18 protein-coding genes are annotated in these 14,084 nt (G+C 43.2%); 3 read left to right on the top strand and 15 right to left on the bottom strand.

Going from position 1 to position 14,084, the window contains the following annotated elements; all coding sequences use genetic code 11:
* The first annotated feature begins 148 nt into the window (after positions 1–148).
* Positions 149–808 (top strand): porin family protein, encoded by a 660-nt coding sequence (locus FHS57_RS13005; RefSeq protein ID WP_183974278.1) that lies wholly within the window; start codon positions 149–151, stop codon positions 806–808.
* A 93-nt stretch (positions 809–901) separates the two neighbouring features.
* On the opposite strand, the gene FHS57_RS13000 is transcribed toward FHS57_RS13005, so the two are convergent.
* From FHS57_RS13000 to rplM, 10 genes are all read right to left on the bottom strand, one after another.
* Positions 902–1,282: a LytR/AlgR family response regulator transcription factor gene (locus FHS57_RS13000; protein WP_183974276.1), complete on the bottom strand. Its 381-nt coding sequence runs from the start codon at positions 1,280–1,282 to the stop codon at positions 902–904.
* A gap of 256 nt (positions 1,283–1,538) precedes the next feature.
* A complete protein-coding gene (gene mscL / locus FHS57_RS12995; protein WP_183974274.1) occupies positions 1,539–1,877 on the bottom strand; it encodes a large conductance mechanosensitive channel protein MscL in 339 nt (112 codons plus the stop codon).
* 58 nt (positions 1,878–1,935) lie between these two features.
* On the bottom strand, positions 1,936–2,826 hold the full coding sequence (locus FHS57_RS12990; protein ID WP_183974272.1) for a DUF3078 domain-containing protein: 891 nt from the start codon (positions 2,824–2,826) through the stop codon (positions 1,936–1,938).
* Between the two features lie 33 nt (positions 2,827–2,859).
* Complete coding sequence (locus tag FHS57_RS12985; RefSeq protein WP_183974270.1) at positions 2,860–3,690, bottom strand: mechanosensitive ion channel family protein; 831 nt, start codon at positions 3,688–3,690, stop codon at positions 2,860–2,862.
* A 1-nt stretch (position 3,691) separates the two neighbouring features.
* Positions 3,692–3,895, bottom strand: a complete 204-nt coding sequence (locus FHS57_RS12980; RefSeq protein ID WP_037301054.1) for a hypothetical protein — start codon at positions 3,893–3,895, stop codon at positions 3,692–3,694.
* A 24-nt stretch (positions 3,896–3,919) separates the two neighbouring features.
* On the bottom strand, positions 3,920–4,540 hold the full coding sequence (locus tag FHS57_RS12975) for an RNA polymerase sigma factor (protein WP_229598769.1): 621 nt from the start codon (positions 4,538–4,540) through the stop codon (positions 3,920–3,922).
* A gap of 195 nt (positions 4,541–4,735) precedes the next feature.
* The gene (gene tsf, locus FHS57_RS12970) at positions 4,736–5,575 is read right to left on the bottom strand and encodes a translation elongation factor Ts (protein ID WP_183974268.1); all 840 of its coding nucleotides are present in this window, start codon (positions 5,573–5,575) and stop codon (positions 4,736–4,738) included.
* Between the two features lie 204 nt (positions 5,576–5,779).
* Complete coding sequence (gene rpsB / locus FHS57_RS12965; RefSeq protein ID WP_028524894.1) at positions 5,780–6,586, bottom strand: 30S ribosomal protein S2; 807 nt, start codon at positions 6,584–6,586, stop codon at positions 5,780–5,782.
* 186 nt (positions 6,587–6,772) lie between these two features.
* On the bottom strand, positions 6,773–7,159 hold the full coding sequence (rpsI, locus tag FHS57_RS12960) for a 30S ribosomal protein S9 (RefSeq protein WP_183974266.1): 387 nt from the start codon (positions 7,157–7,159) through the stop codon (positions 6,773–6,775).
* 2 nt (positions 7,160–7,161) lie between these two features.
* Positions 7,162–7,605, bottom strand: a complete 444-nt coding sequence (rplM, locus tag FHS57_RS12955; protein WP_028524896.1) for a 50S ribosomal protein L13 — start codon at positions 7,603–7,605, stop codon at positions 7,162–7,164.
* Between the two features lie 276 nt (positions 7,606–7,881).
* Between rplM and nadB the strand changes: the two genes are divergently transcribed.
* Entirely contained in the window at positions 7,882–9,465 is a 1,584-nt protein-coding gene (gene nadB, locus FHS57_RS12950) for an L-aspartate oxidase (protein ID WP_183974264.1), read from the top strand.
* Positions 9,466–9,610: 145 nt separating this feature from the next.
* Positions 9,611–10,861, top strand: coding sequence for a DUF5690 family protein (locus tag FHS57_RS12945; RefSeq protein WP_183974262.1), 1,251 nt, complete (start codon positions 9,611–9,613; stop codon positions 10,859–10,861).
* A gap of 34 nt (positions 10,862–10,895) precedes the next feature.
* Here the strand turns inward: FHS57_RS12945 and FHS57_RS12940 are convergent, their stop codons facing one another.
* From FHS57_RS12940 to FHS57_RS12925, 5 genes are all read right to left on the bottom strand, one after another.
* Positions 10,896–12,296 carry a hypothetical protein gene (locus tag FHS57_RS12940; RefSeq protein ID WP_183974259.1) on the bottom strand — a complete coding sequence of 467 codons (1,401 nt, stop codon included), beginning with the start codon at positions 12,294–12,296 and terminating at the stop codon, positions 10,896–10,898.
* Positions 12,297–12,601: 305 nt separating this feature from the next.
* On the bottom strand, positions 12,602–12,928 hold the full coding sequence (locus FHS57_RS12935; RefSeq protein WP_183974257.1) for a type II toxin-antitoxin system RelE/ParE family toxin: 327 nt from the start codon (positions 12,926–12,928) through the stop codon (positions 12,602–12,604).
* On the bottom strand, positions 12,918–13,154 hold the full coding sequence (locus FHS57_RS12930; protein ID WP_183974255.1) for a hypothetical protein: 237 nt from the start codon (positions 13,152–13,154) through the stop codon (positions 12,918–12,920). Before FHS57_RS12930 ends, FHS57_RS12935 begins: the two co-directional genes overlap by 11 nt.
* 182 nt (positions 13,155–13,336) lie before the next feature.
* Positions 13,337–13,564 (bottom strand): DUF8507 family protein, encoded by a 228-nt coding sequence (locus tag FHS57_RS32290; RefSeq protein WP_510186786.1) that lies wholly within the window; start codon positions 13,562–13,564, stop codon positions 13,337–13,339.
* Between the two features lie 69 nt (positions 13,565–13,633).
* Positions 13,634–14,084: hypothetical protein (locus tag FHS57_RS12925; protein WP_183974253.1), on the bottom strand; the 451-nt coding region annotated here is incomplete at its 5' end.

Here is a 14,084-nt window from a genome sequence, read left to right as displayed (position 1 = left end):
GTTAAGGGGGTGTAAGAGGTGCGTTTTTTAAGTAAGATTGGTATCATTTTCAAATTTAGAAAATTCTGCAAACAATCTCGACGATACTGTGGGCGTTAATCCGTCATCATTGTTATTATTTTTACACAATAACTCTCTATAACAAACCATGAAAAAGGCAATTTTGGCGTTTTTGGTTCTATCTGCTGCTTTACAAGCCAATGCGCAATTTAATCGCAAATTAGTTTTTGTCGGTGTGCGCGGAGGAGCAAACTTCTCACAACTTCAAACCGAAGGACTGAGCATTACACGTCCAGGAGCATCTGTTCAAGATTTTTTTAAAAATAACTCAGGCAATCGTACAGGGTATGTGGTCGGAGCTTATGCCCGTATTGGCCGAAAATTATTCATTCAGCCAGAGATTCTTTTATCCTCAAAAGGTGGAACGTTTGAAATCCTTAAAAGTGGTAGCAGCACGCCCGTCAATGTAGATGTGAAGTTTAGCCAGATTGATATTCCTGTTTTGGTGGGTTTTAAATTGGGACCATTGCGTTTTAATGCGGGCCCAATGGCATCACTCAACGTGGCGCAAGGAAGTCAATTGGGAGATGCCTTGAAGGTATATTCTTCTCAGAATATCAACAAGACCATCGAACAAGCCACTTTTGGCTACCAAGCAGGTATTGGCTTAGACATTCGCTCGTTCAATATCGATTTTCGTTATGAAAGTGGGTTCTCAAATATTTCACAGTTGAATTTACAAAACAACGCGCAGTTTAATAGCAAAGTGTCGCTTTTTCAACTCACAGCGGGTTTTACCCTGTTCTAAAATGAATTCGTCCTGCCGATGAGTCGGCAGGACGATATTTTATCAATTAACCCACTAAAAAAAAATCTTTATTCTGATAGAATTGTTTTCTGATTAAGCAGCACGCCTCAATACGGGGCACACTTCGCGAATCCGACGGCGTGATATAGCAATCTCTCTCCCCCCTTGCAACCGTAATGATCGGTCATCCTCACAGTAATCTTGCAAAAACGCCAAGTTGATAATCCAAGATTTGTGAACACGCAAAAACACAGTCTTGTCCAAAATATCTGCATAACTCTTCAGTGTTTTAGACACCAAATACCGTCTTCCGTCACTTGTATAAATATAGGCATAGTTTCCTGAGCCTTCCATGCACACCAACTGACTCATAGGAATTACTATTTGACGCGTACCATTCGGAATAATAATGCTATTGTTTGAATGTGTCCCCGAAGAAGTAGGGAAGCTAGTAAGTAGAGGTTGTGTGTTCATGAGTATGTCAGTTTTAGCGTGTGAGGGATAGGGGTTTGCGTTCTAATTTGACACAACAAACATACTACAAAAAAAGAGGGGAGTAAAACACGTATAAATACGCATTGCTTTGTAAGTCACTGTAATTCAGTATCTTATTGTAAGGTATGGCTTAAGAATGCCGTACTACCACTTGATAAAACACGTAGAAATACGTATATAAAAAAAACCCTGTTTACGGCATGTAAGCAGGGCTAGGGTAAATGGCAAAAGCTACTTATTCTTTGGGAGCTAGAGAGTTTGAAAGTTTGGCTTTGTTGGCAGCCTTCACAATGAGGAAGATTACCCACATTGTAATCAAAAATTGAATACCTACATTGATAAAGCTACCGTAGCGTATTGCCACTTCTGCGGTTTGTGTAGCAGGATCTGCGGCTTTTAATACTACTTTGAGCGCCGACAAATCAACACCGCCTACAGCTAGTCCTACGACAGGATTGATGATGTCATCCATAAAAGCAGTTACTACTTTTCCGAAAGCAGCACCTACCAATACCCCGACGGCTAGATCTAGGACATTTCCTTGGGCAATAAACTTTTTGAATTCTTGAAGCATAGTTAGTAGTTGTTTAGGGTTGTTTGGCTAATTTACAAAATCATTTTAAAGTGCCCAATTACCAGCTGTACAAAAAGCCAAAGTTGATTGATTGTGCCAACTGCATTTTGGCAATTTGGTCTTGGTCGTAAATGGCAATCAAGCCAATATTGACATTGAAGTACTTGGCAAATTTAGCGGTCAACTGTGCATCTAAGCGGTTATCAATCGCGGCAAAGTCTTTCGCGCTTGCAAAGGCTTGATAACGCCACTTTAGGTTGACATCTTTTACCAAATCTTTGTTATAGTTCATCACCAATTGCATGATTGCTACTTCGTTCCGAATGGCTTTTCCACGCTCCACACCGTAGTTGGCAAACTTATATTCTGGACTTAAACGGTCAATATCCAGATACAGGTCTTTATTGCCTAAAATGGTTTGACGAATGGCACCTGGGGCAAACTGCATGTTGAAAAACTTATTAGGTTTCCATTCCAATCCGATGGCTTCCGTAATGTAGGCTGGCGTAAAGAACCCAGAGATAAACGGTCGTCTATCGTTGGTAAAATCACGACCATTGGCCACTTGCGACAAGAAGTTTACATTGGCAAAAAACAACCATTGCGAATTGGCTCCGAGTTTATACCCATACTTTGAATCAAAGAAAAGGCGGTCAATACTTTTTCGAAAAGCATCGCCTCGGTTTTGGATGGCTCCCAGTTGGAACTGAAAATCATTCACCCAGTTTTTTGGACCTTTGGTATATTCGCCTTTAGAGTTAAGATAGATTCCTAGGGCAATGTTGTTGATACCTCCACCTTGCCAGCTATTACTAAATGTACCTTGGCTCAAATTGACGCCAAATTGTGATTTTTTCTTCCAGTAACTGGTGTCTTTTACTGCTTCTTGTGCCCAAGCACCAATTGCTGTAAGGGCCATCATTACAACTAATCTACTAACTTTTTTCATGGTAAAACTGATTTGTTTTCAGCGCTATTTGGTCTATTTATCAAAAATCTCTACTTTTTTAGATTGCAATGCTTGAAGTGGGAAGACGGTTTTTGACTCGCCCGTTTCGAGGGTAATAGAGGTGGTATCAAGGGCAATGATTTTTCCTTTGACATCGTCTATTTGAATAATCTGGCCTTCTTGGTATTTGTTTTTGTTGTAAAATGAGGAAAGTAGGTTGGCTAAAATGTCTTTTGAGGCAAAGCCGTATCCAACGGCAAAGGCCAAAACAATACCACCCATCAAAAGATTAAAACTCGACTCTAACAATTCGGTATTCACGCCTGCTTGGCCAAGGGCGCTGATGATGGTAATCACTAGGAAGAAGGAGAAAACAATCGAGCCAATTAGTTTGGCCGAAGGCACATTAAAGGACTTACAAATGGATACCACGGCATTTTTAATGGCTTCTGACACTAGCACGCCGATTTGAAGCATGATGGCCGCTACAATGAGTTGAGGTACAAAATTGACAAGTTTTTCTACCAAACTCGTAATAGCACCGACTCCCAGTGTGCGCGTGGCATCCGTTACAAAACCAAGCATGATAAAGTAGTACAATACTTTAGATACGATATGACTTAGTTTAATTTCGGTTTGCAGTTGTTTTACAATGCTGACTTCGTTTAGTTTATCGCCAATTTTATCAAAACCTACGCGTGATAATACTTTACTTGTAATCACAGCTAACCCTTTGGCGACGGCATAACCAATCAACAAAATAAAAGCAGCGAAAATAAATCGGGGGACAAACTCTACAAATTGATTGATTAGTTTGGTAAGCGTACTAATGAGTATTTCGGTGAGGTTGGGTAATTGTTTCATTCTAGCTAGAGGTTTTGTCTTGATTAGGTACAGCTTTATTTAGCTCATTGCTTGCCATGGCACCAGCGGCACTAAAAAAGTGCCCCACATAGAGCGTTACCAGCTCCATGGTGTTTCGAATCGTGTCAATTTCTGATACGATTGCTTTTTTTAGCGACTCGGGTACCTTATCGTCGGGGTCGATGTCGAAAAAAGGATTATTCATTTTGCGATTTTAGTATTCCCAGTGTTAGTGTTTCAGCCACCACTTCACTAAGATTGTTAATTTGGTTATAATCAGCATTGTGAACATCGCGCCTTCGAGGTAGCGTTTCTTGAGCTTTTCTTTGGTGCGCTTTAGTCGCATTTTAACGGCACTCTCAGTTAACCCAAAGGTATCAGCGATGTCTTTGATACTAAAGTCGTCTTGATACTTCATGAGTAGAATTGTTCGCTCTTCGTGCGAAATCCCATCCAAAGCCTGACGAAGCCGTTTAGCATCCATTTCTATTTCTTCAATATCATCTCCATCTTCGGCTACATCAATTGTTTCGGTCAATTCATCTTCGGCCATTTTCTTGGTTAACCTCAACTGATCCATGCAATAGTTGTAGGTAATAGAAAATAACCAAGTAGAGAATTTTGAAGACTCTTTGAACGTGCCAATCCGTACGATTAATTTTAGAAAAATATCGTGGGTAAAGTCCTCCGCTTTTGCCTGGTCTTTCACAAAAGACAGACACTTCCTATACACCTTATCAGCGTATCGCTCATAAAGTGCTTCAAAAAAAGTGTTGCGTTGCGTGTCAACATACATGCGCACCAACTGCTCGTCGGTATAGTGATTCATTCCAATTGAGTGTACGCTCATTAGGACGGTAAGATAGGTTTAGAGTAACAAGAAAAATTGAAGTAAAATACAGAAAATCTTCTAACACTGCACACAATGAGGCATTTAATTTTGCTCGTTATGGCTATTTAATAAGCTAAATACGTTTATTTATATAATAAAAATACCCTCAGAGATAATTTTCTGAGGGTATTTATTATATCTAAAAGGAATAAACTAGGCGCCGATAGCGATGTGCTTGAATGCCTTAATTGTAAGACCTTTTTGAGTTTTGTCTAATAATTGAGAAATTGTCAAAGAACCATCTTTGATAAATTCTTGGTTCAACAAAGTATTCTCTTTGTAGAATTTGTTCAAACGACCCAAGGCGATTTTCTCAAGCATTGCTTCTGCTTTGCCTTCGTTGCGGGCTAGTTCTTTACCAATTTCGATTTCGCGCTCGATGACAGCTGCATCCACATCGCCTTTATCTACTGCGATTGGCTTCATGGCTGCGATTTGCATCGCAATGTCACGGCCTACTTCTGAAAGATCCGTTCCTTCAGTTACGCCATCAAATGCCACCAATACACCACGCTTGTTGTTTGAGTGAATGTATGAGCTGATCGCGTCGGCTGTTACGTTTTCGTAACCTATAACTTCAAGTTTCTCACCGATTTTACCAATCAATTCTGTGATAAGCTCCTGAAGTGTTTGGCCGTCGGCTTGAGGAGTTGCCAAAAGTGTTTCTTTGTCAGCAGCGTTAGTAGCTACTGCTTGGCTCATGATATTCATGGCCAAATTTTGGAAACTTTCTACTTTTGATACAGGTTCAGTTTCGCAAGCCAATGCAACGATTTTGCCGTTTTTGCCATCAGGGCTTACATGAACCAATACTACGCCTTCAGATACAACGTTGTCAGCGCGTTTGGCTGCTACTTTTTGACCTTGTTTACGAAGGATGTCAACCGCTTGCTCAAAATCACCATCTGCTTCGGTAAGGGCTTTTTTGCAATCCATCATACCAGCGCCAGTCATTTGGCGGAGCTTGTTTACATCTGCTGCGGTAATTGCCATTTTTTATAAAAGTTAATTTTAGTAATTTAATGATTAATAAGTACTGACTTCCAATAAAATAAGTGACTTGGTAAAACTACGCAATCGGTTTTGTATTTGTTTCACCTCTTACTTTATGAAATCGTTAAACGGAATAGCCCATAGCCTATGAGCAGCTACGGGCTATCCGACCGCCGCCGAAGCGGTGGTATATATATTGAGTTCTTAGTCCTCGTCAGTTGCTTTAGCTACTGGAGCTTTGGCGGCTGGCGCTTCTGAACCTGTGTCTTCCGAACGCTTCGCGTCTTCTTCTTCGGCCATACGTGCGTCATCGCGCTCTTGCTTACGCTCGATGAGTCCTTCTTCGATTGCCTTACCGATGGCAAGGGTAATCAATGAGATTGACTTGTAAGCATCGTCGTTTGCGGGGATTACGAAATCTACTTCATTAGGATTTGAGTTTGTATCGCACATTGCGATTACAGGAATACCCAAACGTTTTGCTTCTGCTACCGCAATGTGCTCACGCTTCACATCTACTACAAACAAAGCTGCTGGCAAGCGCGTCAAATCAGCTACACCACCCAACAAACGCTCCAACTTATCTTTCTCACGACCTTTGATAAGGCGCTCACGCTTTGCAATATTGCTTGCAGTAGCTTCGTCACCCAACAACTTCTCCAAGCTCTGCATTTTTTTCAATGACTTACGAATGGTAGCGAAGTTTGTCAACATACCACCTAACCAACGCTCGGTTACGAATGGCATTTTCAAGCGACGTGCTTCTTCCGACACGATTTCTTGTGCTTGCTTCTTAGTAGCTACAAACATCACTTTACGGCCTGAACGAACTACGCCTTTTACGTATTGGCAAGCTTCGTCAAGTGATGCGATTGTTTTATTAAGGTCAATGATATGGATATCGTTTTTCTCCATGAAAATATATGGAGCCATACGGGGATCCCACTTACGTGTCAAGTGACCAAAGTGTACACCTGCATCCAACAGGTCTTTGTACTCTAATTGTGCCATTTTATTAGCTAAATGTAAATGTTGTTAGAAAAATTTTAAATACGCAGCACCACGCAACGGACACCATAAGCGCAGTCTGGACTTGGCTAATTTGAAAATTTGATAATTCAGTAATTTGAAAATGGGTGAATTGTAAGCCCTTAATTTTCAAATTTACTAATTCTCCAATTTTCAAATTGAAAGGTATTAGCGTTTCGAGAATTGGAAACGACGACGAGCCTTAGCGCGACCGTATTTCTTACGCTCAACCATACGAGCATCACGTGTCAAGAATCCTTCTTTCTTAAGGGCTGGACGGAACTCAACATTGATTTCGCACAATGCACGAGCAATCGCCATGCGAGTTGCCTCCGCTTGACCACGAACACCACCACCGCGAACGTTCACTTTAATATCATAACTTGAAGCTACATTAACGGTTGTCAAAGGCTGCTTCAAAATGATTTGGAGCGTTTCGATTGGGAAGTACTCAGCAAACTCACGGCCATTCACCTTGATATTGCCTTCTCCGGCTGATACGTAAACGCGAGCTACGGATGTTTTTCTTCTACCTACTGTGTTAGTAACTTCCATGATTAAAATTTAATTTCTTTCGGTTGTTGAGCGGCATGTGGGTGCTCTGCACCTGCATACACGTGCAAATTAGTGTAAATGCTACGACCAAGACGATTTTTTGGCAACATACCTTTCACAGCCATTTCAATGACTTTGTGTGGTTGTTTGGCCAAAATTTCACGCGGAGTAGCAAAACGCTGACCACCTGGGTGACCTGTGTGGCGAACGTACTCTTTGTCGGTCATTTTCTTGCCAGTCAAACGCACTTTATCGGCATTGATGACAATTACATTGTCTCCACAATCTACGTGAGGAGTGAAATACGGCTTGTGCTTACCGCGTAAAATTTTGGCAATTTGGCTAGCCAAACGACCCAAAACTTCACCCTTAGCATCTACTACTATCCATTCCTTTTGTACGGTAGCAGCGTTAGCCGAAACGGTTCTGTAACTGAGTGTATCCACTTTGTTAAGTGTTTTTTCGTTGAAAATCAATTAATTAACTATATAAACGGGCATTATGAGGCGAAAATCGGACTGCAAATATAGCGGTTTGGTTTTTGAAACACAAAATGATTCAAAAAATTAAATTTTTACTGATTTATTCTTTATCCTTGCAGGCGCAGACAACCGCGCCATTTCCGAGTAATCACCGCCTGTGCAGTCGCTGCTGTATTGGTAGTTTTGGTTTTATTAAGACTTTAACATTCGTATTTCAAACCTTCGTCATTCTACATCAATATGCCTCAGTTCGATTTTTTAGTGATAGGTTCGGGGATTGCGGGCCTTAGCTACGCCGCCAAGTTGGCGCGCCATTTTGATGCCCAACAAGAAAAAGTTTCTATTGCTGTCATCACTAAAGTACAAGCCGATGAAACCAACACCAAATATGCCCAAGGGGGGATTGCTGCCGTGTGGTCGGAAGAAGATTCTTTTGAAAAACACATCGAAGATACGATGGTGGCTGGCGGTGGCATCAGCAAACGAAATATCGTAGAAATTGTCGTCAAAGAAGCACCTGAACGTATTATGGAGCTGATTTCGTACGGCACGCGCTTCGACAAAGAAGCCGATGGCGATTATGATTTGGCCAAGGAGGGGGGGCATTCTGATCATCGAATTTTGCACTTCAAAGATGCCACGGGAGCGGAAATCGAACGGGCATTGCTCGATGAGGTAAAACGCCATCCTTCTATTCAAATATTTACGCATTACTTCGCCGTCGATTTAATTACGCAACACCATTTGGGTGAAACCGTTTATCGTCACCGCGATGATATTAAATGTTTTGGTGCGTATGTATTGAATACCAAAACGGGGAAAGTGGAGAAGTTTTTGGCCAAAACGACTATGCTGGCCACGGGCGGCATTGGTAATATTTACCAAAATACAACCAATCCTCGCATTGCAACGGGTGATGGCATTGCGATGGCCTACCGCGCCAAGGGTGTTTGCGACAACATGGAGTTTATTCAGTTTCACCCAACGGCCCTTTATCAACCTGGTAAAAAACCCAATTTCCTGATTTCGGAAGCCGTTCGGGGTTTTGGGGGCATTCTTCGTAACAAGAAAGGGGAAACCTTCATGGAGCATTACGACCCTCGACTTTCGTTGGCTCCGCGCGACATTGTGGCGCGGTCGATTGACTCTGAAATGAAAAAATACGGCGATGACCACGTGTATATCGACGTGACGCATTGTGATTACGAAAAATTCATTGAACACTTCCCCAACATTACGGCCTATTGTAAAGAACAACTGGGTATCGACGTTCGTAAAGACTATATTCCTGTCGTGCCAGCACAACACTACATGTGTGGCGGAATCAAAGTGAACGAGTTTGGACAAACCAATATTTTCTTTTTGTACGCGACTGGGGAGTGTGCTTGTACAGGTTTACACGGAGCCAATCGTTTGGCGTCTAACTCGCTCTTGGAGGCAGTGGTATTTGCACACCGTGCGTTTGTCAAAACCATCGAAAATTTGGCAGATGCGTATATTCCAGACCATATTCCCGAATGGAATGATGAGGGAACTTCGCATCCTGAGGAGGCGATTTTGGTCACTGAAATGACCAAAGAGTTGGAAGCAATCATGTCGAACTATGTGGGCATTGTACGCACTAACCGTCGTTTGAAACGCGCGCATGACCGTGTGGAATTGATTTATAAAGAACATGAAGAACTCTACTGGCAATCAAAGGTTTCGGTGCCGATTATGGAACTGCGCAACATGATTAACGTGTCGTATTTGGTACTAAAAATGGCCATGGCGCGGCGAGAAAATGTCGGTCTGCATTTTAACCTTGACCATGTGAAGAAATAGTTTTCCATTTTGGGTTGATGGTTCCCCGTTGGTTAATCGGCAATAAAACCAGTTTGGAAGAATAACATTGCCGCAACATAGATTTTACTATTTTTGGGTGTTTATCAACAAGCACCCATTTTTTTACTATTTCTAAACCCTTTTTATGAAACGACCTTCAGAATCCCGCCTCATGCTTTGGGGGGCTACCGCTGCTTTTTGTGCTTATGCCTGCATGTACGCTTTCCGACGAGGGATTACCGCCGCTACTTTTGATGGGATGGTTTTCTGGGGAATTAACTACAAAATCTGGCTGATTACTTTACAGGTTTTTGGCTACGCGCTTTCAAAACTCATTGGTATTAAGGTGGTTTCGGAAATGAAACCCGCCCAACGCGCCATTTATTTGTTGTCGTTTGTAGGATTTGCCGAACTTGCCTTGCTGGGTTTTGCCCTTGTCCCTGCACCTTATAATATTCCGTTTTTGTTTCTTAACGGTCTTCCGCTCGGTATGGTCTATGGTACCGTTTTGGGCTTTTTGGAAGGACGCCGTCAAACCGACGCGCTCGTGGCGGGGCTTACGGCTTCGTTTATTTTTGCGTCTGGTTTTGTAAAAACCGTTGGAAAAACCTTGCTCAACAACGGCATTTCGGAGTTTTGGATGCCTTTTCTGACGGGGTTAATGTTTGCCGTTCCGCTCGTGTTGGCCGTTTGGGCATTGGCCAAATTACCTGCCCCTTCGGACGAAGACCGAGCCGAACGCACCGAACGCGCGCCGATGAATGCCGCCGACCGTAGTCGTTTTATCAGCACCTTTTCGGTGGGGTTGATTACCCTGATTGTATCGTACGTTTTTTTGACGGCATTCCGCGATTTTCGCGACAATTTTGCCCCCGAAATCCTCAAAACCGCAGGCGTGGACGACCCGCTTATTTTTACCCAAACTGAAACCTTTGTGTCGGTTTTTATCCTGATTTTGATGGGAACATTGCGCTGGGTGAAAGACAACTGGAAAGCGTTTATGCTTATCAACGTGCTTTTGGTGGCGGGAGGGCTTACCGTGGGCGTTAGTACGTGGATGTACCAGCAAGGAATGCTTTCGGCGGGTGTATGGTTTACGCTGACGGGCGTGGGGTTGTATTTGGCCTATGTACCTTGCAATGGCCTTTATTTTGAGCGTTTTGTGGCCTCGTTTAAGTACGTCAGCACGGTAAGTTTTGTGGTGACGCTCGCCGATTGGTGGGGGTATTTGGGAACGGTATTAGTGCTGCTCTACAAAAACTTCGGTCAACCCAACATCAGTTTTCTGGATTTCTTTATCTACGGGGGCTATATTTTGGCGGTGGTGTATGTGGTGTTGGTGGTGGTGTCGTTTGGATTTTTTAAGCGGAAGTATGAGACGTTACAAGGGTCTTGAATGAGTTCTGTACTAGGCTATTTTGAATACCAAGTTAGGCTTTTGATTCTACTTCTTTGAGTTCGTATTGCAACGCCCACAGGCCATTTTCATAATCGAGAATTTCGCGTAAGGTTGCGGTGTGAACCTGTAATATTTGCTCGGTTTTGCAGTCGAGTACTTGCTTTTGTATGGAAGTGAGACGGGCCACGATTTCTTTCGAGGTGCGAATGTCTTGTTTCCAAGCCCCAAAATACTTGACTCCCTCCAAGGCCGCGTAGGAAGGTGGTAAGACAATGACAAAGAAATTCAAACAAGGCATCCATTGGGTCACCTCAAAGGGTAAATGAAGGTGAAAATGATGGGCTGTTTCAAGCAAAAACTTGACCCCTACCAAGCCAAAAAAGCTCCACTTGATGACTTTAAGTAGGAGTTCGACTGTGTGTTCGTGGCCGTGTAGCCGTGGAATACGCGTGTCTTGGTGGTACGCTATCTGCCCCGCTGCCAAGCTCCAAACCAAGCGTTTGGCGTGGGCTAAGTTGAGCTTTTGAGGCAAATTAGCCATCATCTTAGCTTCCTGTTGCCGCATCATTTCCGACACTTGGTACTGAGGCTTTGCAAGTTTTGGTATGGCTACCCCCGCTTTTTGGAACTCAACGAGACTCCGCAAAAACTCGGCATCGCGGCGATGGGTGAAAAATCGTACTTTGCGCTGTTTGGCAAATTTTTCCAACAGAACCCACGAAACCAACACCCCCAATACTTCCAAGACCGCCAAAGCATACAATAAATGATGTTGATGATGCAGGGTATCTTTGAAGGCAATACCCACCGCAAAAAACACCACCGCCAACCACCCCGCCACCAAGCCCCTTATCCATACGCGCTCAAAAATACTTTTGTACTTAATTGCCTGTCCATCAAGCTCTCCAAGCAGTACCGCTGCCTCTTCTTTGGGAGTTTGGTCATCGCGAAGGGCTTTGATGTACTGAATTTCTTTGCCCTGCTCCTGTGCATAAGCCACCACCGCACCCGTACCGCCCACGCCTCGTGCGGGTAAGCCATCCCACACGGCCACGAGGACATCGGCCTTCTGCACCAACCGCTGCCCGCAGGCCAAATAAGCCGCGTCGCGCTCCGCTTCGTTGGTGGGGGTAGCACTTACTGTTTGTACCTCAGTAGCGGTATTGAGGAGTAGGTGTAGCTCCGTAAGGTTGCCACTTTTGATAAAATCTTTCTCATACTCCGCCTGCGCAAAGGGCAGCAACACCCGAAGTGGCAAACCAAGCCGACGGGCCTCTTGGGCAAAGAGGGTATCGGCACCCACCGCCAAGGCCGAAAGCGCTTCTATCTCAGTCTCTTGGGCTTGGTAGTAGGCCAACACTTGCCGTAGGGCCTCACGGACGTTGTCTTTTTGATGCAGGCCACGGTGGCCTGTGATACCGATGGTGAGCATGAGGTGAGTACAAATAGAGTTGGCTTCCAATTTACTCAAAATCTCAAATCCTGACCTTATTTTTTTCCACAAAATGCTTTTGTACCTGACTGAATCGTGGTATTTTTAGGTACATTCAGCCATGTATAGATATGTACTCAGTTTCTTTGGGCTTGAGTGAGGGTGAAGATTACTTTTGAAGAACAAGAAATACTGCATTTCAAAAAGCACTCCTCAATGGCCCAACCATGACCGACGAAGGCTATGCTGAAACGGTAAAAATCCGAAAACTGCTCAACGAAAGATGGAAAACGAAGTGATAGTTTTCAAGCCAGTAGTTCGAGCATTTGATCCAGTTCTTCATCGCTGATGCTTTCCTGCTCGGATTTATCATAAATGGTGAGTAAATAGACATTTTCAAGGCTGACGTGTACGTGCGTGATGACCCTTGCACCGCCCGATTTTCCTCTGCCTTTTGAACTAATTTTGAGACGAATCTTATAGGAGGATTTTCCCAATGAACTACCCTGAATCGGATTTTCCTCCAAATCTTCGATTAATTTGAGTAAGTCGGTTTTGATGGAAGGATACTTTTTCGACAATCGCTTTGCTTCTTTCTGAAACCGATGGGTCACTTCGACATTATAGCTCATGCAAAAATGCTCGGGCGGATTTTAGTTTCATTTTTCCTTGTTTCGCCAAATTGACCTCTTCGATAGCTTCTTTTAAACCCGTCAGAATTTCCGTTTTGGTAGGTTCATCGTCTGCCAAAAGTGCGATGAGTTTGGCACGTTCATTTTGAGACAGCTGACGAATCATGTCTGCTATTTGATGGACTGTTATCTCAATATTTGTATTGAAACTTAACGTCGTTTTCATACGATAGGAACAGTTTGAAAGTATTTGTTCAAACAAATTTACCAAAATTTTAAAGTCTTTGAAGCTTAGCTAATCTATTAATTCCAATTTTCCTTCCAGAATGTCATCATAAATTCACCTGAACGGAGAGCGTTTGGGTACCGCCACCAAAAGACAGTTGGTATCTAACAGGATTCGGGTTTTCATTTTTTCAAATCCTGTTCTACTATTTCAAGCATTTTGGCTTCGCTGAGGTTTTTTTCTTGCCAAATATCCTCCATCAACTGATCAGCTTTTTGGGCGTAGTAGTGTGCTATGAGTTTTTGAAGCTCTTGGGTTTCTTGTTCATTGACGTTTCGTTCGCTAAAAAACGCAACAAATGCACCTGTATCGGGCTGAGTTTGGGGGGAGTTGCTGCCATTGCTTTCTATCGTTTTTCTTACAAAAATAACTGTTTTTTTATATGGTTACCTCCCAGCAAAGCCTCTCAACCCATTGCCTCAAAACCCATACCACGCCTCATCGCCCAACTCTGCCAGTAGCCATTTTTGGTTTTCTTGCAGTACGCCCGCCTCGGCGAGAGGGTGCAAGGCGGCGTGGCCCTCTTGCCGCATGGCTTTGATGGCTTCTTTGATGGCGGGGGCTTGCTCGGGCGGATATTGGTTGTTTTCTATTAAGAATTTGACAATACGAGTTACATCGTGGGTATTCATAGCAAAATAGTAAGTAAACTGCACAATTTGCCCCTGCGTGGCTTGCCAAAGCTCCGCAAAGAGTGTGCGGCTCTCCAAAAAGTGAGTAAGGGCTTCCCCGATTTGATTTTGTTTCAAATAAAAAGTACCCAAACGAGCAAGCGATATGGCCAATCCGTTTTTGTAGGAAAGGTTTTCGGGACTGCTTTCATAAATCTCTTTAAAAATCCGAAGCTGTTCTTGATAATTCAAAAGAGCG

The sequence above is a fragment of the Runella defluvii genome (assembly GCF_014195535.1).
Lineage (GTDB): Bacteria > Bacteroidota > Bacteroidia > Cytophagales > Spirosomataceae > Runella > Runella defluvii.
The sequence above is the reverse complement of the archived record's forward strand: the minus strand, read 5'-3'. Positions and strand labels throughout refer to the sequence as shown.

Excerpts from the sequence above, each read along its gene's own strand:
- FHS57_RS13005 (WP_183974278.1), top strand. The coding sequence starts at position 149 with ATGAAAAAGGCAATTTTGGCGTTTTTGGTTCTATCTGCTGCTTTACAA.
- FHS57_RS13000 (WP_183974276.1), bottom strand. The coding sequence starts at position 1,282 with ATGAACACACAACCTCTACTTACTAGCTTCCCTACTTCTTCGGGGACA.
- mscL (WP_183974274.1), bottom strand. The coding sequence starts at position 1,877 with ATGCTTCAAGAATTCAAAAAGTTTATTGCCCAAGGAAATGTCCTAGAT.
- FHS57_RS12990 (WP_183974272.1), bottom strand. The coding sequence starts at position 2,826 with ATGAAAAAAGTTAGTAGATTAGTTGTAATGATGGCCCTTACAGCAATT.
- FHS57_RS12985 (WP_183974270.1), bottom strand. The coding sequence starts at position 3,690 with ATGAAACAATTACCCAACCTCACCGAAATACTCATTAGTACGCTTACC.
- FHS57_RS12980 (WP_037301054.1), bottom strand. The coding sequence starts at position 3,895 with ATGAATAATCCTTTTTTCGACATCGACCCCGACGATAAGGTACCCGAG.
- FHS57_RS12975 (WP_229598769.1), bottom strand. The coding sequence starts at position 4,540 with ATGAGCGTACACTCAATTGGAATGAATCACTATACCGACGAGCAGTTG.
- tsf (WP_183974268.1), bottom strand. The coding sequence starts at position 5,575 with ATGGCAATTACCGCAGCAGATGTAAACAAGCTCCGCCAAATGACTGGC.
- rpsB (WP_028524894.1), bottom strand. The coding sequence starts at position 6,586 with ATGGCACAATTAGAGTACAAAGACCTGTTGGATGCAGGTGTACACTTT.
- rpsI (WP_183974266.1), bottom strand. The coding sequence starts at position 7,159 with ATGGAAGTTACTAACACAGTAGGTAGAAGAAAAACATCCGTAGCTCGC.
- nadB (WP_183974264.1), top strand. The coding sequence starts at position 7,882 with ATGCCTCAGTTCGATTTTTTAGTGATAGGTTCGGGGATTGCGGGCCTT.
- FHS57_RS12945 (WP_183974262.1), top strand. The coding sequence starts at position 9,611 with ATGAAACGACCTTCAGAATCCCGCCTCATGCTTTGGGGGGCTACCGCT.
- FHS57_RS12940 (WP_183974259.1), bottom strand. The coding sequence starts at position 12,296 with ATGCTCACCATCGGTATCACAGGCCACCGTGGCCTGCATCAAAAAGAC.
- FHS57_RS12935 (WP_183974257.1), bottom strand. The coding sequence starts at position 12,928 with ATGAGCTATAATGTCGAAGTGACCCATCGGTTTCAGAAAGAAGCAAAG.
- FHS57_RS12930 (WP_183974255.1), bottom strand. The coding sequence starts at position 13,154 with ATGAAAACGACGTTAAGTTTCAATACAAATATTGAGATAACAGTCCAT.